Below are 18,338 nucleotides of genomic sequence, written 5' to 3' on the forward strand. Positions count from 1 at the left end.
CGCTCGCGCTATGCTGCGCGCCTGCCGTCCACTGCCGCCGCGATGAAGCTCGCCATCCTGTCCCGCAACAGCTCGCTGTACTCCACCCGCCGGCTGGTCGAGGCTGCGCGCGCGCGCGGCCATACCGTCCGCATCCTCGACCCGCTGCGCTGCTACATGCGCATTGCCGCCGATGGCTTTTCCATGCACTACAAGGGCCGGCCGATGACCGGCGTGGACATGGTCATCCCGCGCATCGGCGCCTCGATCACCCGCTACGGCACCGCCGTGCTGCGCCAGTTCGAGCTGATGGGCGCGCGGACACCCAATCCGTCCGACGCGATCCTGCGCTCGCGCGACAAGCTGCGCGCGCACCAGCTGCTGGCGGCCAAGGGCATCGACATGCCGGTCACGGTGTTCGGCGACAACCCGGACGATACGGTCGACCTGCTCTCCATGCTCGGCCCGCCGCCGCACGTGGTGAAACTCAACGAGGGCACGCAGGGCCGCGGGGTCATCCTCACCGAGAAGGCCAGCGCCTCGCGCGGCATCGTCGAGGCCCTGCGCGGCCTGTATGCCAACTTCCTCATGCAGGAATTCATCGGCGAGGCGAAGGGCGCGGACCTGCGCTGCTTCGTCGTCGGCGACCAGGTGGTGGCCTCGATGCAGCGGCAGGCTCCGGAGGGTGACTTCCGTTCCAACCTGCATGCCGGTGGCACGGCGGTGGCGGCCAAGGCCAGCCGGGCTGAACAGCAGGTGGCGGTGCGCTCGGCCAAGGCCTTGGGCCTGTCGGTCTGCGGGGTCGACCTGATCCGCTCCGAACGCGGCCCGCTGGTGCTGGAGGTGAACTCCACGCCGGGCCTGGAAGGCATCGAAGCGGCCTGCCAGGTGGACGTGGCCTCACGCATCATTGCCCACGTCGAGAAGATTAAAAAACCTTGATTATCAGTAACTTGTAATTTTCCTGAAGATTGCCGGGCGGGTTTAACAAGGCTTTAATCGGGGCCGGCGTAGGCTTCAGCGAACCGCAGCTCTGCCTCTCAGCAGGATCGGTAATCGGGATACGACTTCAGGCCCAGGCGGGTAGACCGCCTGGGTCTTTTTTATGCCCGTCCGGCTCCTGCCAAAGGTCCCTTGTGGTGGCGCAGGGCGGCTCGTAGAGTTGGGCCTTCGTTCCGGGATGGATCGGGAGGCTGGCGATGTACCGCATCACCGTGTTTGCAATGTTGCTGGGGCTGTCCGCGGCCGCACAGGCCGGGTCGGAAAAGCCCGTCGTGCAGATGGACCGGCAGGCGCCGGTAGCCGACCAGGTGCGCCAGGTCGAAAAGGCGCTGGACAACGGCGAGTACGCCGAAATTTCAAAGGATGACCGTGCGCAGGTGCGGCAGTCGCTGGCCCGCATCACCCAGCGGATGGGTGACCGCCAGACGGTGCAGGAACTGCCCGCGACGGTGCAGAACGAGGTCTTCAACGACCAGGAGCGGATCAACACCATCCTTACCCGCGCCCACGCCGACAGCCGGCAGGTCTGCCAGCACACCCGTACCACCGGCAGCAACATGCCCAAGAGCCGCTGCTTGACCGTGGCCGAGCGCCGGCGGATCGAGGAGAAGGGCAAGGCGCTGCTCAACGACGAGCGCAGCTACAAGACCCTCTCGCCGCCCCCTGCCGGGCGCTGACGGACGGCCGTTGGGCCCCCTGCCGGTCGTCCCTTGTAGGTACACCGGCAGCTCCGTAGAGTGAGTCATTCTTCATGGACGATAACAAGGGAAACTATGCGCCGCATGACCTCGCTTGGCCTGGTGTTCTGCATTGGAGTGACGCTGGCGGCCACCGCCCAGGCCAAACCCGACAAGGATGCTGAAGTGAAGCTGGATGCGAACCTGCCGGTTGCCGCGCAGGTGAGCGCCATCGAAAAAGCGATCGATTCCGAGGATTACAGCGAGATCGCCAGGGAAGACAAGACCAACCTGCAGCAGGCGCTGGGCCGCATCCAGACCCAGCTGGGCGACCAGGAGCGGGTGGACCAGCTCGACCCGCAGGGCCGCGCCGAGATCCTCAAGGACCAGGACGTGGTCAACACCATCCTGGCCCGGGCCTGGTCCGACAGCCGGATGGTCTGCAGTCGCGAGCGCACCGTCGGCAGCAACATGGCCAAGCGCGTTTGCACCACGGCGGCCCAGCGGCGCCGGATCGACGAGGCCAGCCGCAGGTCGTTCGAAGACAGCAACCGGACGGGCAACCTGAGGCGCTGATCTGCCGGTCCCGTGTCCCGTACGAAATGTTAAGAATGGAACCTGTATCGTTCAGCGGGTAGACGTGGCGTCCACCTGCTCGGTTGCATCCTGAGCAGGTCGGCATCCCTCGACGACCCTTACTGAATCAGAGGTCCCAGTGCGTATTCTCGTAATCGAAGACAACAGCGACATCGCAGCCAATCTTGGCGATTACCTCGAGGATCGGGGCCACACGGTGGACTTCGCTGCTGACGGGGTCACCGGCCTGCATCTTGCCGTGGTGCACGAGTTCGACGCGATCGTGCTGGATCTCAACCTGCCGGGTATGGACGGCATCGAAGTCTGCCGCAAGCTTCGCAATGAAGCCCGCAAGCAGACCCCGGTGCTGATGCTGACCGCGCGTGATTCGCTGGACAACAAGCTGGCCGGTTTTGATTCCGGCGCCGATGACTACCTCATCAAGCCGTTCGCGCTGCAGGAAGTGGAAGTCCGCCTCAACGCCCTGTCGCGCCGCGGCAAGGGCGTGCAGACCCGCGTGCTGGAAACCGGCGATCTGGAATACAACCTGGACACGCTGGAAGTGCGCCGCCAGGGCAAGCTGCTGCAGCTCAACCCGACCGCGTTGAAGATCCTGCAGGCGCTGATGGAGGCCGCTCCGGCGGTTGTGACCCGCCAGGAACTGGAAACCCGCGTCTGGGGCGAGGAGCTGCCGGATTCGGATTCCCTGCGTGTGCACATCCACGGCCTGCGCGCGGTGGTCGACAAGCCGTTTGAAGTGCCGCTGATCCAGACCCGCCATGGCATCGGATACCGCATCGCCACCCCGGAAGCCTGATCCGGTGGCAACCAGGGGGGAGCGTCGGCGCACGCCTTACCGGCGGCGCCTGCGCAGTCGCATCATCGTCTCGTTCGTGTTGTTGGGCTTCTGCCTGACAACACTGTTCGCGTTCGCCACCAACTGGGCCCGCATGCGCGTGGAAACCCAGCTGGTTGAAGACGTGATGAACCGCAACATCAACGAGTACGCGCGGCGTTACTACGAAGACCCCCTGCGCAGCCCCGATCTCCCGGTCCAGCAGATCCGCGCATTCGCCTACCCGAAAGACAAGTTCGAGCGGGTCAGGGAAGAGCGCGCGCAGTGGGCAGCGTTCCCCGATGGCATCCACACGGTCACCGGTGACGAGCATGGCGAGCAGTATTCGTACAAGTTGGCCGTGCGCAAGACCCCTGACGCCTGGTTCTTCCTCGCCTATGACATGACCGACAGCGTGCGCGGCGGGCAGCAACTCAACCGCGCGCTGGTGTTGTCGGTACTGGTGTTCAGCCTGCTGTCGCTGGTGCTGGGCTGGTGGTCAGCATCGAAGGTGATGAAGCCGGTGTCCGACCTGGCCGCACGGCTGCGTGCCTACCGTGGAGGCACCAGCGATCCCGAGCCCCTGGCGCCGCGCTTCCCGGATGACGAGGTGGGCCAGCTGGCGCAGGCGCTGGATGACTATTCCTCGCGCCTTACCGAGGTCGTGCAGCGCGATCGCGAATTCAATGCCGATGTCAGCCACGAGCTGCGTACACCGCTGGCGGTCATCCGTGGCGCGACCGAGCTGCTGCTGACTCGCCCCGGCCTGGACGAGAAGGTGCTGCAGCGACTGCAGCGCATCCAGCGTGCCGAACAACAGTGCAGCGACCTGATCGGCGCCTTGCTGCTGCTGTCGCGCAACGAGCGCGGGCAGGGCACCAGCAATGTGGCGCGCGTGGCCGATCAGCTGCTGGATGCCCACCGCGCCCAGCTGGGTGGCAAGCCGCTGGAGCTGGTGCTGGAAGGCGAGCGCGACCTGGTGATCGATGCTCCCGAAGCCGCGTTGTCGGTGGCGCTGGGCAACCTCATCGGCAACGCCGTGAAGTATTCGCAGGATGGCAGCGTGCGCGTGCACGTCAGCAGCAATGCAGTTTCGGTGACCGACAGTGGCCCTGGCCTGAGTGAAGAAGATGCCGCCAAGCTGTTCCAGCGCGGCTATCGCGGTACCCATGCCGGCCACTCGCAGGGCGGCGGCATCGGCTTGTCGATCGTCAGTCGCCTGTGCGACCTGTACGGCTGGCAGGTGAGCGTGCGCCCCGGTGGCGACCGCGGCGTGATTGCAACCCTGACGTTCTCGCCAAAACCGCTCTGATCATCCACGCACGGCGTGGTTCTACTGAACCCTGCTGGCGGTGGGTGCGGACCGTTGGTCCGCACGGCGGATAAGTCCGGTGAGTGGTGGGTGCGGTGAGTGGTGGGTGCGGACCGTTGGTCCGCACGGAGGATGATTCCTGTTAGTGGTGGGTGCGGACCGTTGGTCCGCACGGTGGATGTCCTCATCCACGCATGGCGTGGATCTACTGTCGTAACCGGCGTGCTTGGGTCTTGCTTCTGACGGTGGACGTCCATCCATTCCCTTGCCGCAGAGCGCTTTGACGCATTTGCCTGCTGACATCGCCCCGCGTAGCTGGCCAGATGGCCTACCACCTGCACGGAGCCCGGCCATGTCCCATCGCACCCGTTACCCGAACCTGCACCAGCTGGTCGGCGATTCGATCGACCTTCTGTCTGCGGAGGTCGCCGAACGCGTGGAAGCTGTCCTCAAGGAACCTGGTGACCTGATGAACGTCCTGCAGGAAAGGATGGAAGCCGACGCTGCAACCAGCCAGGCCGCCCAGCGCGCCGGGCTCAGCGAGCCGCAGACCGGCACGATGGCGGGCCTGAGGCGTACCGTGTCCGGTATCAGCACGCTGACCCGGCTCATGCATGCCGCGCACATCGCGCGGACGCGTGGCGGCCCGCTGCAGGCCGTGCCATCAGAGACGATGGAAGGCCTGATGGTGGCCGCGCGTGAGCTGACCCGCCATGTGCAGCAGCAGCTGCAGGCCGAGCGCATGCGGGGCGCTGCGACGCTGCAGTAGAGCCGAGCCCATGCCTGGCGGCCTTGGCGGCGGTGCCGCCGCCCGGGAATCGAGCCTGGTGGACGGTGGGTGCGGACCGTTGGTCCGCACTGCTGATGCTCTCATCCACGCATGGCGTGGATCTACCGGGCCTTCGTGGCCGCGGGCTCGCCTGGAATCGGCGTTGCTGTGCCGAGGGCTTCGACGACATAGAGCCGCTTGACCAGCACATACAGCACCACGGTCAGCGGCGCCGCCAGCAGCACGCCGGCCGGGCCCAGCAGCGAGCCGATGCCGAACAGGGAGAACAGCAGCAGGGCAGGGGGGAGGTCAACCGCGCGCTGCTGGATAAGCGGCTGCAGCAGATGTCCCTCCATCTGCTGCACCACCACGAACAGTGCCACCGTGGCCAGGGCAATCTCCGGGCTGACGGTGAAGGCCAGCAGGATGGCCGGAACCGCCGCGAGGATGGGGCCGACGATCGGTACGAAATCCAGCAGTGCAGTGATGATGCCCAGCCCGAAGGCGACCGGCACGCCCAGTGCCCACAGGCCCAGCCCGGTCAGCAGGCCGACGACCGCCATGGCCAGCAGCTGGCCGCCCAGCCAGGCCTTCAATGCATTGCCGCTGGCGTGGAGTGCGTCGTCCACGGCCGGACGCTGCCGCGTCGGCAGCAGCTTCAGCAGGCCCGTGCGGTACAGCGTCGGTTGCGCGGCCAGATAGATGCCGCCGATCAGCACCAGGAACAGGTCCGCCACGCCGCCGGTGGCCGACATCGCCAGTGACCCGGCGCGGGCGGCCTTCGTCGATACGCTGGATTGTGCGTTCTGGGTCAGCTCATGGACCGTAGGCCCGATGGGGCTGTCCGCCAGCCACGTCTGGAAGTTCTCCCATGCGGCCGGCAGCGTCTGTCGCAGGGTGGCCATCTGCGCACTCAGCTGCGACCCGAACAGCCACATTGCCAGCGCGAACAGCACCATCAGCAGCAGTACGGTCAGGCCCAGTGCCCACCCTTCCGACAGCGGCGTGTAACGAAGCACCGCGCCGACGATCGTCCGCAGCAGCGCGGCCACGACCACGGCGCCGAAGATCAGCAGCACCAGTTGCGACAGTTGCCACAGCAGCAGGCCGAGGGCGACCAGCGCCAAGGTCACCACCACGCGGGCGGTATAGGAACGGAGAGAGGCGGTGGGCACGGGGTGATCTCACAGGCAGGCGCAATGACAGGCGCAGGACCATAGCGGGAGGCGTGAGAAGACGGTGTGTGTCTGTCCGGTTTCAGTTGTCGCGTACGCGGCACGGCTGTCCGGAAGGCGATTGTCGGGGCGACCTCTGGTGTGGGAGGTAATGTGTGAGCGTCACCGCCCTTTCGAGCGCTGCTGATTGTCGATGAGGCAGTGTGTGCGTAGCCTGATGAAGTCAGGACGCTGTGCGCCCTGTCGTCACGGCCCGGAAACCAATATCCCTGAGCGCGATGCTATTTGGATGATGATCAGATCACGTGTCGTAGCGTTGGCATTTCTGGCGGGTGTTGCTGGCTGTGATCGCAGCGCGCGGACCTATGATTCCCTCTCGCAGATTGCAAGTGAGGGGGATCTTTCCGTGGTGCGCGCTGCAGCAGTGCCCGAGGATGCCACGCTGATCGATATCCGGTCGGATGTGGAATCCGGGGAATACTACATTTCCTACAATGCGAAGGATCCGCTTGCCTGGATTCGTGATGGCGGGCTGAAGAAGGCGGAGGGAAGTATCGTTCCGATGATCCGGAGTTCAGTTGGCTTCGGGGCCAGTTTGCCGCCTGATGCTGAATTTTATTACAGGTGCGGCATTTCCCGCCGTTTGGGCGCGGAGGGTATGAGTGCGTATGAGCTTGTGCTGGTCGGCCTGGATGGAAAGCGGCGATATTTCTGGAACAGCTTCCATGATGAGGATCTCGAAAGGGCCTTGTGCCTTGAAACGGTGATTCCTGCTCAGGCTCGTATTGTTGCGGTGTGATCGAGCATTGCGGCTGCACTCCGGCTGCGCCTTGAGTGATTTTCGGTCCAGCATGAGTGCCCCGGCCGCGCGGGCGTCATGTAGAACATATCTCCCAAGGAGGTGGAAGTGTCCAGACTGCGGCGGACGTGGCGTCCGGTGATTTTCATTTCGGCAATGGTATTTGCCCTTCTGTCCGCAGCCATGGGGGCTGCGACATTGGGGATTGGGCTCAACGAGGGGGCTGCGCGCTGTAATCGCCGCTGCGGGGTTGTTTTCTCGCTCCTGAAGTATTTCAGTCACTCGACGCAGGAGCGTGTCATCGCGCTGTTATTTTTCGCCACGGCTGCAATGCTGGTGTATATCGCAATGCGTCGTGGGTTGCTTGACGGGCACCAGCGTAGAGTCAAAAAGAAGAAATCCAGGAAATGAGGGCTGATCCCAGTCGTTCTTCCAGGGGCAGGCAGTACAGCCCGCTACGGCGCAGCCAGTTCGAGATACCGCGCATGCAGGGCTTCGACCTGCGCCTGCAGGTCTTCCGGGTGGCCATCATTGACCACCACGTCATCGGCCAGGGCCTGGCGCTGTGCGCGGCTGGCCTGGGCGGCAATCATCCGGTCCGCCAATGCAGCATCGATGCCGTCGCGCTGCATCAACCGCGCGTGCTGCACGGCCTCGGGCGCATCAACCAGCAGGATGCGGTCCAGCCAAGGGTAGGCCTGGCGGCCGCCGACCTCGGTCAGCAAGGGAATGGCGGCCAGCGCATAGGGGCTGGCTGCCTGTTCGCACTGCTGCTGCATCAGGCGGCGAATCGCGGGATGGGTAATTGCCTCAAGGGCCACCCGTTCGGCGGGGTCGGCGAACACATGGGCCCGCAGGCGGGCCCGGTCCAGGCTGCCATCGGGCAGCAGCATGGTGGCGCCGAAGCGCTCGGCGATCATGGCCAGCGCCGGGCTGCCGGCAGCGACCACCGCACGCGCGGCCAGATCCGCGTCGGCGACCACGATCCCCAGCGCCTCGAAGCGCCGGGTCACCTCGCTCTTGCCGGCGGCGATGCCGCCGGTCAGGCCGACCACGTAGCGGCTCATGACGGCAGCGTCAGCGCAGCCCGCTCATGACCAAGTACTGGTTCACCACCGGCTCGCCCCACATGAAGTACACCCAGCCAGCCAACGCCAGATAGGGGCCGAAGGGGATCGGCGTGGCCTTGTCGCGGCCGCGGGTGTACAGCCAGATCGAGCCGATGATGGCGCCCAGCACGGACGACAGCAGGATGATGGGCAGGATGCCCTTCAGCCCGCACCAGGCACCCAGTGCAGCGAGCAGCTTGGCATCGCCGCCGCCCATGCCGTCGCGGTTGGTCACCAGCTTGTAAGCCTTGGCCACGACCCACAGCACGAGGAAGCCGGCAGCGGCGCCGATCAGGGCGGGCTTGGCTGGCATGTACAGGTTGTCCATGCTCCCGACCAGGCCCAGCCACATCAATGGCAGGGTGACCTGGTCCGGCAGGTACTGCGTGCGCAGGTCGATACCAGACAAGGCGATCAGGAAACAGGTCAGCACGATGGCGCCGAAGCCCTGCCAGCCGAAGCCGAACTGCCAGACGCAGGCCAGCACCAACACTGCGGTCAGCGCCTCCACCAGTGGGTACTGGATGGAAATGGGCGCCTTGCAGTGGCGGCACTTGCCGCCCTGGATGATCCAGCTGAACAGCGGGATGTTTTCGTACCAGGACAGCTTGTGCTTGCAGTGCGGGCAGTGCGACGGCTCGACCACGATGCCGGGTGGAGGCGGGTCGTAGATGTCCGGCTGCTCCAGGACCTCACGCGCCTCGCGCTTCCACTCCCACATCATCCGCCTGGGCAGGCGCAGGATGACCACGTTGAGGAAACTGCCGATTAGCAGGCCCAGGGCGGCCGCGGCGGGGTAGCCGAGGCCGGGATGCTGGTCGAGAAATGCCATGTAAGGTTAGACCACGGAAGCAAGTTTGAAGATTGGGAGGTACATACCGATGACGAGGCCACCCACGATGACGCCGATGAAGATCATGATCATCGGTTCCAGCAGGCTGCTCAGTGCGTCAACGGCATTGTTGACCTCCTGCTCATAATACTCGGCTACCTTGAACAGCATGGTGTCCAGGGCACCCGCCTCCTCGCCGATGCCGGTCATCTGGATGACCATGTGCGGGAACAGGTTCTGCTGCTTCATGGCCATGTTGACCGGGTAGCCGACGGAGACGTCGTCGCGCATGCGCAGCACGGCTTCTTCGTAGACCTTGTTGCCGGTGGCGCCGGCAACGATGCCCAGTGCCTCCACCAGCGGAACGCCGGCCTTGAAGGTCACCGCCGTGGTACGGGCGAAGCGGGCGATCGAACTGTTGTTCATGATCTGCCCGATCACCGGCACTTTCAGCACCAGCCGGTCCAGCGTGTGCTGCATCTTCGGAGAGCGCTTGTAGGCCATGGTGAACCCTACGAGGGCACCGATCACCACAAGCAGGATCAGCCACCACCAGGAAACCATGAAACGGGACATGTTCACGATCAGCTGGGTGAAGGCCGGCAGATCGGCGCCGAAGCCGCGGAACACGTCCTCGAACTGGGGCACGACCCAGATCAGCAGGATGGAGCTGACCGCCAGTGCCACGGCGATGACCATGGCCGGATAGAACAGCGCCTTCTTGATCTTGCCCTTCAGGGCCTCGATGTTTTCCTTGTAGTTGGCGACGGTATCCAGCACCGTTTCCAGCACGCCGGCGCCTTCGCCAGCCCTGACAAGGTTGCGGTAGAGCTCGTCGAACTGCACCGGATGCTTGCTGATCGCTTCGTAGAGCGAGGAGCCGCCCTCGATATCCGTGCGGATGCCATCCACCATCTTCTTCATGCGCGGGTTCTTGTGGCCGCTGCCGATGATCTCCAGCGCCGACACGATCGGCACGCCGGACTTCATCATGGTGGCCATCTGCCGGCTGAAGAACGCGATGTCCTTTGGGCTGACCGCCTTGCCGGCGGCACCGAACATCGGCTTGGGCTTGACCTTCACCTGTCCGGGGTTGATGCCCTGGCGGCGCAGTTCGGCCCGCAGCAGATTGGCGTTCTTCGCCAGCTGCTCCCCTTTCATCTTCACGCCACGCTTGTCGGTCCCCTCCCAGACAAACGGCTGAAGCTCCATGGTGCTACGCGCCACGGGCTCTTTCTTTATCGCACTGCGACTGACAGACATGTTGGCTCCCCAAGGCCCGCCATCCCCAGGCGGGCATCATTGGCTCCGATGTTAGCCGGTTCATGGCCTTCTGGGCAGGCTGTGCGGGGGGCAAATTGCGGAATCGTGCCGGGTTCCGGCCAAAGGTGACGCATTGCGTCACATTGGCTGACTCGTCGCATTTCCGGGCCGGGGGGCTTCACATACAACAAATTGCTGCCATTATTGGCGCCGGGGAAATCCAGGGGGGGGCGTGCCGGGGTTGGCACGCAACCTGCGTTGATCCACCCGCGGGGCGCAGGAACCGCTCAGCCGGCTCGGAGCCGGACCGTTCAGGCGCACTGAACTCAACCACCACCAATCTTGGGGATGTACACAATGAAGAACCAGAAGGGCTTCACCCTCATCGAACTGATGATCGTCGTCGCGATCATCGCGATCCTGGCCGCCATCGCTCTGCCGGCTTACCAGGACTATGTCGCTCGCTCGCAGGTCTCCGAAGCGATGACCCTGAGCGGCGGCGCCAAGACTGCTGTCACCGAGTACTACGCTGACAAGGGTGCCTTCCCGGACACCAACACCAAGGCTGGCCTCGCTCCGGCTGCTTCGATCAACGGCAAGTACGTCCTCAGCGTCGGCCTCAGCGGCAATGGCTTGATCACCGCCACCATGAAGGGTTCCAACTCGGCGAGCGCCAAGATCGCTGGCAAGACCTTCATCATGACCCCGGCTGATGCCGGTGGCTCGATCACCTGGGCTTGCACTGGCGGCACCATCGACGCCAAGTACCGCCCGTCTTCCTGCCGCTAATTGCGCAGAGGACATTGCTGTACTGGGAAAGGGCCGCTTGCGGCCCTTTCTCTTATCTGGAAGGGGAGTTCCATCCGATGCAAAGCGTGCCTGCCCAGCGGATTCTGCGCTTCGGAGCGTTGCTGCTGCTGTTGCTTGTGGGAATGGTCGTCTATTGGAATGGCCTGAAAGGCGGTTTCATCTTCGATGACTTTCCCAACCTGGTGGACGATGAGGACTGGCGTCTTGTTTCATTGGACGCTGGATCCATCAAGGCCGCCATGACCGAAGGGATCACGGGCGATGCGGGGCGTCCGCTTGCGCTCCTCAGCTTCGGTCTCAACTACTATTTCACCGGTCTGGCCACGTGGCCCATGAAGGCCACGGGCCTGGCCGTGCACCTGCTGAACTCGCTGCTGGTGTTCGCGTTGGCGTCAGCGTTGATGCGGCGGGTACTGTCCGCTCCGGTGGCGAAGGTACGCCTGATGGCGCTCGCCGTGGCGCTGGCGTGGATGGTGCATCCGCTGCAGGCGTCTACCGTGCTTTACGTCGTGCAGCGCATGGAGCTGGGGGCGGCGACAGGCGTGCTCATCGCACTGAACTGCTACCTCCAAGCACGCAGCAGCATGCCGCGTTCAAGGAACGCAGTCCTGTGGTGGTGTGGTGTCGTGCTGGGCACCGTGCTGGGGCTGGGCTTCAAGGAAACCGCGATTCTCGTTCCTGCCTACGCGTTGATGCTGGAGGTATTCGTCCTCGGCTTCCGCAACGCGGATGGAGCGCGCGCGCGTGCGCTGATTGCCTTGTATGCAGTGGGCATTCTGGCGGCAGCCGCTGTGTTCTTCGCCATCGTCCTTCCGGGGGCGATGGCGCCGGAGCGGTACTCCGCGCGTGATTTCAGCCTGGCGGGCCGGCTTCTCTCACAGCCAGGTGTCCTGCTCGATTATCTCCAGCAGATCATCCTGCCTTGGCCGGAGTCGCTGAAGTTCTACTATGACAACGCAATTGTGCCGACCTCCTGGCTGGCACCTGCCTTCATGGTCCCGACGCTGTTGCTGGTGGCATTGGCGGCTTTCGGCTGGGCCGTGCGCAAGCGCTGGCCGCTGACCGCGCTGGGTATCGCCTGGTTCTTTGTCAGCCACGCGCTGACCAGCAATGTCGTGCCCCTGGAATTGGCCTTTGAGCACCGCAACTATCTCGCGCTTGCCGGTATCGCCTTGGCATGGGTGCAGCCCCTGCGTGCGCTGATGGCGCGATGCACGCGCGGCGTCGCAGTGACGGTTGTGTCAGTGCTGCTGGTATTCGTGGCCGGGATGGGATGGGTGCAGGTCCAGACCTGGGCTGACCCGATGCGCTTGGCGCTGACGTTGTCCAACCGGAATCCTGATTCCCCCCGGGCAGGCTATGAGCTGGGGCGCGCCTTGCTGGCGGCGAATCCGGACGACCCGGCATCGCCTGCCTGGGGATTGGCGGAGAAGGAGTTTGAGCATGCGGCGGCGCTTCCCGGGGGATCTCCACTGCCTGAGCAGGCATTGATCATCCTCCACTCGTACCAAGGGCGGACGCAGTCGCCCCAGGTGTGGGCGTCGCTTGAACGGAAGATCGCCCGGCGGGCGCTGGGGCCGCAGGAATCCGGTGCACTCGAGGCAGTGGTCGCCTGTCGCGTGCAAGGGGGCTGTCGCCCTGTCGATGAGCAGGTGCTGCTGGACCTGCTGACGTCAGCCACGGTCGCAAATCCCAACTCGTCGCGGATCAGGCTGGTGTTTGCCAACTATGCGTTCAACGCAATGAAGGACTACCCGCTGGCCATGGAGCTCCTGCGGGAGGCGGTGCGTATCTCCCCCGACGACACGGGCGCGCAGCTCTGGCTGCTGCGGATGGGGTTGGCATCCAACTTGCTTGGCTTGGAGGAAGGCCGCAAGGGGATGGGGATCCTCACGGCGGCCAATAGTCGCCATGCGTATGATCCGGACATCAAGCACCTGGAGCATTGGCTGGCGGAGCAGCAGCAGACAAAGGCAAAAGGGGACTAGAACATGAAACAGCGCGGCTTTACCTTGATCGAACTGATGATCGTCGTTGCGATCATTGCCGTCCTGGCGGCCATCGCGACGCCGGCGTACCTCGACTACGTGGCTCGTGCCCAGGTCGCAGAAGGTCTTTCCCTGTCATCGAGCGCCAAAGAAGCGATCGCGACCTACTACTCTGACCACGGGCAGTTCCCGGCAGACAATCTGGCCGCAGGGATGGCAGCTCCGGCATCAGTGCGGGGTAAGTACGTGCGCTCTGTCACGGTGGACAATACCGGTTCGATTTCGGTCGTGTTTGCGTCTTCGGCCAGCTCAAAGATCGCAGGCCGCAGCCTGGTCCTGACTGCCCACGATACGAATGGCGCGGTGAACTGGTCCTGCAGTGGACTGGATGGCCGCTACGTTCCGTCGTCCTGCCGCTAGTTGATCGCCGCGTCCCAGCGCCTGCAGAAGCAGGCGCTCCATCTGCGTGGCTCTCTGCTCCCAGCTGCAGGCCAGTGAGCGGGCCGCCCGCGATGGGATGGACAGTTGCTGCTCGATGGCTGCTTTCAGTTCCTCGCAGCTCCCGGGGGAGTAGGTGGCCAGGGCTTCGCCGCCGATGCGGCGTGTGTCGCCCACGGCCGCAGCCACGACGGGGACCCCGCAGGCGATGGATTCGACCAGCTTGAGCGGATAGCAGAAGCGCCCGAAGGCCGAGTCGCGATTGCAGACGATGGACACGTCCAGCGCATTGATCAGGACGGGCACGTCTCGCCAGTCCAGCGTACCCTGGTCGATGATCCTTGGATGTGCGTAGCGCTCAAGCGTGTTGTCCCTTGGTCCAGCGATGACGAGATGGAGATCGGGGTCGCTGTGCGCGAGCAGGTGGAATGCCTTGAACAGGTCTTCAATGCCCCTGCTCTGGTCCAGCGCGCCTGCGCAGCCGATCAGGCGCGCATTCGTGGGCAGGCCCAGCTGCGCCCTGCATGCGGCCTGCTCCATGGGATGGAACAGGTCAGTGCGCACGCCATTGCCGATCACTTCCAATGGCGTGCCACCAGGAATGGATGGACGCAGTGCCATTGCCAGTGAGTTGGTCACCACGCTGATGCCGGCCGCGTGGCGGCATGCATGGTCGAACGCCGCGTGTACGCCAGGAAGTTTCGTCAGGCCAAACGCTGCGTAGTTGTCATAGAGATCGACGACGTGTGCGACACGCAGGCGACGGGAAAACCGGTCGCCGAGCGTTGCGCACAGGGCGTCGGAGCTCGAGAGGAGGACATCGATCGGCCGTTGCGCGTGAATCTGGTCGATCATCCGACCCATGTACAGCGCGCGCATCGAAACGGCGTTGATCGAGTGCCAGTGCACATCGGCGGGAGAACGATGCAGGCCCGTACTCCTGCGGCGATAACTCAGCGTGAGCCCACTGACCGCATGGCCTCGGTGGGCCAGCGCTTCCGGAATCTCCCACAGGCGGCCGTACTGGTCATCGAGCAGGTCCCGCCCGGTGTACTGGCGCTTGCAGAGCATGAGCACATGCATGAAGGGACCTGTGTGGCTATTCTGTCGGGCAGTACCGCATGATGGGCAGTTGCAGGTGGAAAGTCACCTTGGGGAAAGGCGATGGGACTGACGATTGGCAGCCTGCAGGGAACGGCTGGTGATTCCTCCTGCTGCGCCCGGAAACCGGCATGATCTGGCTGTTGGCCAGCCGCTGGGAGCCGGGCGGCCTGGAGCGTGTGCAGCTGAATCTGCTGCGCGGTTTCAGGGAACGGGGCGAGGCTGCCCGTGTCATCGCCGGCCGCGATCTCGGCGGCCCCGGCCATGCGGGGGAAGTCGACTTCGTTGCACCGCGCGGTGCTTGGCAGCTGCTTCTGCGGTTGCCATGGCTGATCAGGCGCGAGCGTCCCGCGATCGTGGTGACGACCGCCAACGATCTCGCCATCTGGATTGTCTTCTGGCAACGGCTGCTCTATCCCCGCACGGCGGTGGTGATCGCCCAGCATCTTGCGCTGTCCGCACCGCGAAAGAAGGCGCGCGGCTCTGCACGATGCAAGCGGGAGGTCATCGGTTGGCTCATGCGTTTCGCCACGCCGGCAGCGCAGGCGGTGGTTGCGGTCTCTGCAGCGCTGGCCAGGGATATGGAAGAGGAGCTTGGCCTTCCGGTCGCGCAGGTTCGGGTCATCCACAACCCCATCACCCGCAAGGCGCGCAGCGCGCCGATCCTGCCGGACCAGGCATGGCCCTTCCCGGATGACGGGATCCCTGTGTTCATCTATGCCGGGCGCCTTTCGCCGGAAAAGCGCCTGGACCTGTTGTGGGACGCGTTCGTCCTTTTGCGGCAGACCCACCGGGCGCGCCTGCTGGTGCTGGGGCAGGGGGAAGAGGGAGGCCGTCTTGCCGGGTGGGTGGCAGCAAGCGCGCTGCAGGATAATGTCGCACTGCCCGGCCGCGTGGAGGACGTGCTGCCGTGGATGGTGCGCAGCACGGCGCTGGTGCTGTGCTCGGACTACGAAGGCTTTGGCAATGTCCTGGTCGAGGCCATGCACTGCGGCATCCAGGTAGTGGCCACCGATTGCCCGCATGGCCCTGCCGAGGTGCTGGGGGAGGGGCGGTATGGACAGCTCGTGCCGGTAGGGGATGCGGCTGCGTTGGCGCAGGCCCTGCGCAACGTCGTTGAGGGGAACGGCCACGTGCCTGCGCAGACGCTGCGCGCGCGCGCCGATGCGTTCTCCATCGAGACGGCGTGCCAGGCCTATCTGGATGTGTTCAGCGCTGCGCGCTCGCGCTTGCCGGCGCGGGACTGAAGGACACGACCAGCCAGGCGATGCAGGCCATCACGGCCTCGGCGGTGATGATCATCCACACGGCACCCTGCAGGCCGTACGCCGGGATCCACAATGCCGAGAGCGCCGCCATCAGCAGCAGGCCCAGCGCTTCGACGAGGAACTTGCGCAGTTTCCAGCCGCGCCCCAGCAGCGTGTGGCAGCCGATCTGCCGCACGCTGTAGCCGACCACGAACAGGCCCATCCACTGCAGGCCCGGAATGGCCGCGGTGAAATCGCTGCCCAGCAGATGCGGAAGCATGTGGGCGCCGTAGCCCAGCACCGCGCTGGCGGCGATGCCATAGCCCAGCGCGGCCAGGATCATCGAGGCGACGAGGCGCCGGTGCTGGGTGTTGTCCCGTTGCGCCCGGAACAGGCGCGGCATGGCGGACATGATCATGGCGTCGAGCGGCATCGCGAACACTGCCGCGATGCGGTACGCGGCCGAGTACTGGCCGGCAACCGCGCTGCCACCTGCATGCAGCACGAAGGACTTGTCCAGGGTGGTGACGCCCACCGATGAGCTCCATCCGGCTGCGTGGCCGCTGCCGTGCATCAGGTCGCCGCGGCTGATCCGTGCCTTTGCCGGCCCCGGCTTCAGCAGGCAGCGCACCGCCAGCAGCGCGAGGAGCGCACTACAGGCGGACGCGGCCAGATGCAGCGCGAGATATGCGGTCAGGTCGGCCGATGCGGGCAGTGCGCTGAAGATGCAGATCGCGGCCAGCCGCAGCAAGGCGTTCAGCGCGGGCAGGGCGGCCGACCATCCCATCCGGTCATTGGCCGAGAGGGCGAACGCCGCGTTGGTCACGAACGGAAACGCGACGATTTCCGACAATGCGATCAGGCAGAGCGCGGGCCATGACAGCAGCCCCGCACTGAGGAGATAGAAGACCAGCGAAAGCGGACCCGCGCTGATCACGCAGAGCAGCAGGCACTGCTTCCAATAGCGGGCGAAGCGCGAGCGGTCTGCAGCGGCGTACTGGTACATCAGCATTCCGCCGCCCAGGCCCACCAACCCCGCCAGCGCCGATGCGGTGCCCACCGTGCCGGAAAAGAGGCCGTAGTTGTCCGCACCCAGGACGCGCGCACCCACGATGATCCAGGCCGCCAGGCACAGCATGCGGATGCCCTGCCAGAACATCACCAGGAGGGACGTCCGGGCCAGGCCACCGAGGCGCGGCAGTCTAACGGGCACCCGGCATCTCCATGATTGCCTGCAGCTGGCGTGCATAGTTCGCTGCGACCTGGGCGTGGTCGAAACGGGCCAGCAGCGCGGGGCGCTGCGAGTGCGCCCATGCTTCGGCCACTTCCGGCGCGTCGAGCAGCGTCAGCAGTACGCTGGCAAGCGCTGCGGCATCGCGTTGCGGGGCCAGGTAGCGTGGTGGTCCGGCCGGGAATGCATCCTGCACCGCCGGCACGTCGGTGGTCACCACGGGGCATCCACAGCCAAGTGCTTCGACGGTGACCAGGCCCAATCCCTCCTGGTCGCCATTGCGGGCCTGCACGAAGGGGGCGACGAGTGCGGTGGCCCGTTGGTAGTGCGCCGGCAGGGATTCCTGCGGGAGGGCACCCAGGAACCGCACGTGCGCCTGCAGCCCCAGGGCTTCCACCTGGGCTTGCCGCGCGTCGCGCTCCGGGCCATGGCCGATGACGGTGAGCGTCGTATCGGGGTGGTGTGCGAGCACCGCCGGCAATGCGTCGAGCAGGTGGACCAGGCCCTTCTTCTCGACCAGGCGGCCGACGAACAGCAGTTCATTGCGCGCCCGTGCTGCTGAAGAGGGCACGAAGTGGCGCTGCAGGTCCACGCCCATCGGCGAGACCGACAGGGGGAGGTGCGGGGCCAAGGCTCGCATCGGGGCGACCATCGCTTCGCTGACAACCGTGGCTGCCTGTGCACGCAACAGGACGAAGCGCTTGATTGCATGGAACATGCGGCCACGCAGCGAGAACAGGTCGCCACCATGGGAGGTGACCAGCATCGGGGGGCGCAGGCGTTCGGGCAGAAAGGCGCTGGCCAGGCCCTGCGGTACGATCCAATGGACGTGCAGCGCGTGGTGGCCATGCCGCTGCAGTTCACGCCGCATGGCCCACCATTGGCCCAGCAGGAAGGTGGGCACCAGGGCCAGCGTCCATGGGCGCTGGCGCAGGTTGGAGACGATGCCGCCCCCGTTGACCAGCTGCTCGAGTGCTATGGGTGCGTAGCGGTAGCGGATGACCCTGACACCGTCGAGATCCTCCTGCGGAGCTGCGCCGGGCGCATGCGGACAAAGCACCGTGACCTGGAAGTGGTCGGTCAGGTGCCGGCTCAGCGCATGCACGAACCCTGGCTCCGGGTCACCGCGCCAGCGCGGATAGGTGGAGGCCACGACCAGCAGCTTCGGAAGGGCTGCGGTGGCCCCGCCCTCCGA

At 65.2% G+C, this 18,338-nt stretch carries 19 protein-coding genes; 12 read left to right on the top strand and 7 right to left on the bottom strand.

The window, feature by feature from the left end; genetic code table 11:
* The first annotated feature begins 42 nt into the window (after positions 1–42).
* From rimK to C1926_RS20545, 6 genes are all read left to right on the top strand, one after another.
* Positions 43–921: a 30S ribosomal protein S6--L-glutamate ligase gene (gene rimK / locus C1926_RS20520; RefSeq protein WP_079222961.1), complete on the top strand. Its 879-nt coding sequence runs from the start codon at positions 43–45 to the stop codon at positions 919–921.
* A 257-nt stretch (positions 922–1,178) separates the two neighbouring features.
* A complete protein-coding gene (locus C1926_RS20525) occupies positions 1,179–1,658 on the top strand; it encodes a hypothetical protein (RefSeq protein WP_108760480.1) in 480 nt (159 codons plus the stop codon).
* Between the two features lie 105 nt (positions 1,659–1,763).
* Positions 1,764–2,234 carry a hypothetical protein gene (locus C1926_RS20530; protein WP_254057343.1) on the top strand — a complete coding sequence of 157 codons (471 nt, stop codon included), beginning with the start codon at positions 1,764–1,766 and terminating at the stop codon, positions 2,232–2,234.
* Between the two features lie 139 nt (positions 2,235–2,373).
* Positions 2,374–3,051 carry a response regulator transcription factor gene (locus tag C1926_RS20535; protein WP_005410804.1) on the top strand — a complete coding sequence of 226 codons (678 nt, stop codon included), beginning with the start codon at positions 2,374–2,376 and terminating at the stop codon, positions 3,049–3,051.
* A gap of 4 nt (positions 3,052–3,055) precedes the next feature.
* Entirely contained in the window at positions 3,056–4,381 is a 1,326-nt protein-coding gene (locus C1926_RS20540; RefSeq protein WP_079222958.1) for a HAMP domain-containing sensor histidine kinase, read from the top strand.
* 352 nt (positions 4,382–4,733) lie between these two features.
* Positions 4,734–5,150: a hypothetical protein gene (locus C1926_RS20545; RefSeq protein WP_108747259.1), complete on the top strand. Its 417-nt coding sequence runs from the start codon at positions 4,734–4,736 to the stop codon at positions 5,148–5,150.
* Positions 5,151–5,272: 122 nt separating this feature from the next.
* Here C1926_RS20545 and C1926_RS20550 read toward each other — a convergent pair whose 3' ends face one another.
* Positions 5,273–6,325 carry an AI-2E family transporter gene (locus tag C1926_RS20550; RefSeq protein ID WP_108760482.1) on the bottom strand — a complete coding sequence of 351 codons (1,053 nt, stop codon included), beginning with the start codon at positions 6,323–6,325 and terminating at the stop codon, positions 5,273–5,275.
* A gap of 205 nt (positions 6,326–6,530) precedes the next feature.
* Between C1926_RS20550 and C1926_RS20555 the strand changes: the two genes are divergently transcribed.
* A complete protein-coding gene (locus C1926_RS20555; protein ID WP_159095168.1) occupies positions 6,531–7,124 on the top strand; it encodes a hypothetical protein in 594 nt (197 codons plus the stop codon).
* Positions 7,125–7,232: 108 nt separating this feature from the next.
* Positions 7,233–7,535, top strand: a complete 303-nt coding sequence (locus C1926_RS20560; protein ID WP_159095169.1) for a hypothetical protein — start codon at positions 7,233–7,235, stop codon at positions 7,533–7,535.
* 44 nt (positions 7,536–7,579) lie between these two features.
* On the opposite strand, the gene coaE is transcribed toward C1926_RS20560, so the two are convergent.
* From coaE to C1926_RS20575, 3 genes are read right to left on the bottom strand one after another with little or no spacing between them, the layout of a single operon-like run.
* Positions 7,580–8,191 (bottom strand): dephospho-CoA kinase, encoded by a 612-nt coding sequence (gene coaE / locus C1926_RS20565; RefSeq protein ID WP_079222954.1) that lies wholly within the window; start codon positions 8,189–8,191, stop codon positions 7,580–7,582.
* 10 nt (positions 8,192–8,201) lie between these two features.
* Positions 8,202–9,065: an A24 family peptidase gene (locus C1926_RS20570; RefSeq protein ID WP_108747255.1), complete on the bottom strand. Its 864-nt coding sequence runs from the start codon at positions 9,063–9,065 to the stop codon at positions 8,202–8,204.
* Positions 9,066–9,071: 6 nt separating this feature from the next.
* Entirely contained in the window at positions 9,072–10,328 is a 1,257-nt protein-coding gene (locus tag C1926_RS20575; protein WP_079222952.1) for a type II secretion system F family protein, read from the bottom strand.
* Between the two features lie 357 nt (positions 10,329–10,685).
* Here C1926_RS20575 and C1926_RS20580 point away from each other — a divergent pair, with 357 nt between their 5' ends.
* From C1926_RS20580 to C1926_RS20590, 3 genes are all read left to right on the top strand, one after another.
* Positions 10,686–11,117, top strand: a complete 432-nt coding sequence (locus C1926_RS20580; protein WP_108760485.1) for a pilin — start codon at positions 10,686–10,688, stop codon at positions 11,115–11,117.
* Positions 11,118–11,194: 77 nt separating this feature from the next.
* The gene (locus C1926_RS20585; RefSeq protein ID WP_108760486.1) at positions 11,195–13,126 is read left to right on the top strand and encodes a hypothetical protein; all 1,932 of its coding nucleotides are present in this window, start codon (positions 11,195–11,197) and stop codon (positions 13,124–13,126) included.
* A gap of 3 nt (positions 13,127–13,129) precedes the next feature.
* The gene (locus C1926_RS20590) at positions 13,130–13,546 is read left to right on the top strand and encodes a pilin (RefSeq protein ID WP_108760487.1); all 417 of its coding nucleotides are present in this window, start codon (positions 13,130–13,132) and stop codon (positions 13,544–13,546) included.
* Here C1926_RS20590 and C1926_RS20595 read toward each other — a convergent pair.
* Positions 13,436–14,647: a glycosyltransferase family 4 protein gene (locus tag C1926_RS20595; RefSeq protein WP_108760488.1), complete on the bottom strand. Its 1,212-nt coding sequence runs from the start codon at positions 14,645–14,647 to the stop codon at positions 13,436–13,438. The two genes, C1926_RS20590 and C1926_RS20595, sit on opposite strands and share 111 nt — an antisense overlap.
* 149 nt (positions 14,648–14,796) lie before the next feature.
* Between C1926_RS20595 and C1926_RS20600 the strand changes: the two genes are divergently transcribed.
* Complete coding sequence (locus tag C1926_RS20600; RefSeq protein WP_108760489.1) at positions 14,797–15,912, top strand: glycosyltransferase; 1,116 nt, start codon at positions 14,797–14,799, stop codon at positions 15,910–15,912.
* Here the strand turns inward: C1926_RS20600 and C1926_RS20605 are convergent.
* Together C1926_RS20605 and C1926_RS20610 are read right to left on the bottom strand one after the other, a co-directional pair.
* Entirely contained in the window at positions 15,875–17,161 is a 1,287-nt protein-coding gene (locus tag C1926_RS20605; protein WP_254057344.1) for an oligosaccharide flippase family protein, read from the bottom strand. The genes C1926_RS20600 and C1926_RS20605 overlap by 38 nt on opposite strands.
* Positions 17,115–18,296 carry a glycosyltransferase gene (locus C1926_RS20610; protein WP_254057345.1) on the bottom strand — a complete coding sequence of 394 codons (1,182 nt, stop codon included), beginning with the start codon at positions 18,294–18,296 and terminating at the stop codon, positions 17,115–17,117. The genes C1926_RS20605 and C1926_RS20610 overlap by 47 nt, the downstream gene beginning before the upstream one ends.
* Between the last annotated feature and the right edge of the window lie 42 nt (positions 18,297–18,338).

The sequence above is a fragment of the Stenotrophomonas sp. ZAC14A_NAIMI4_1 genome (assembly GCF_003086915.1).
GTDB lineage: Bacteria > Pseudomonadota > Gammaproteobacteria > Xanthomonadales > Xanthomonadaceae > Stenotrophomonas.

Coding starts and splice junctions, on each gene's coding strand:
- rimK (WP_079222961.1), top strand. CDS start 43: ATGAAGCTCGCCATCCTGTCCCGCAACAGCTCGCTGTACTCCACCCGC.
- C1926_RS20525 (WP_108760480.1), top strand. CDS start 1,179: ATGTACCGCATCACCGTGTTTGCAATGTTGCTGGGGCTGTCCGCGGCC.
- C1926_RS20530 (WP_254057343.1), top strand. CDS start 1,764: ATGACCTCGCTTGGCCTGGTGTTCTGCATTGGAGTGACGCTGGCGGCC.
- C1926_RS20545 (WP_108747259.1), top strand. CDS start 4,734: ATGTCCCATCGCACCCGTTACCCGAACCTGCACCAGCTGGTCGGCGAT.
- coaE (WP_079222954.1), bottom strand. CDS start 8,191: ATGAGCCGCTACGTGGTCGGCCTGACCGGCGGCATCGCCGCCGGCAAG.
- C1926_RS20570 (WP_108747255.1), bottom strand. CDS start 9,065: ATGGCATTTCTCGACCAGCATCCCGGCCTCGGCTACCCCGCCGCGGCC.
- C1926_RS20575 (WP_079222952.1), bottom strand. CDS start 10,328: ATGTCTGTCAGTCGCAGTGCGATAAAGAAAGAGCCCGTGGCGCGTAGC.
- C1926_RS20580 (WP_108760485.1), top strand. CDS start 10,686: ATGAAGAACCAGAAGGGCTTCACCCTCATCGAACTGATGATCGTCGTC.
- C1926_RS20585 (WP_108760486.1), top strand. CDS start 11,195: ATGCAAAGCGTGCCTGCCCAGCGGATTCTGCGCTTCGGAGCGTTGCTG.
- C1926_RS20590 (WP_108760487.1), top strand. CDS start 13,130: ATGAAACAGCGCGGCTTTACCTTGATCGAACTGATGATCGTCGTTGCG.
- C1926_RS20595 (WP_108760488.1), bottom strand. CDS start 14,647: ATGCATGTGCTCATGCTCTGCAAGCGCCAGTACACCGGGCGGGACCTG.
- C1926_RS20600 (WP_108760489.1), top strand. CDS start 14,797: ATGATCTGGCTGTTGGCCAGCCGCTGGGAGCCGGGCGGCCTGGAGCGT.
- C1926_RS20605 (WP_254057344.1), bottom strand. CDS start 17,161: ATGCACGCCAGCTGCAGGCAATCATGGAGATGCCGGGTGCCCGTTAGA.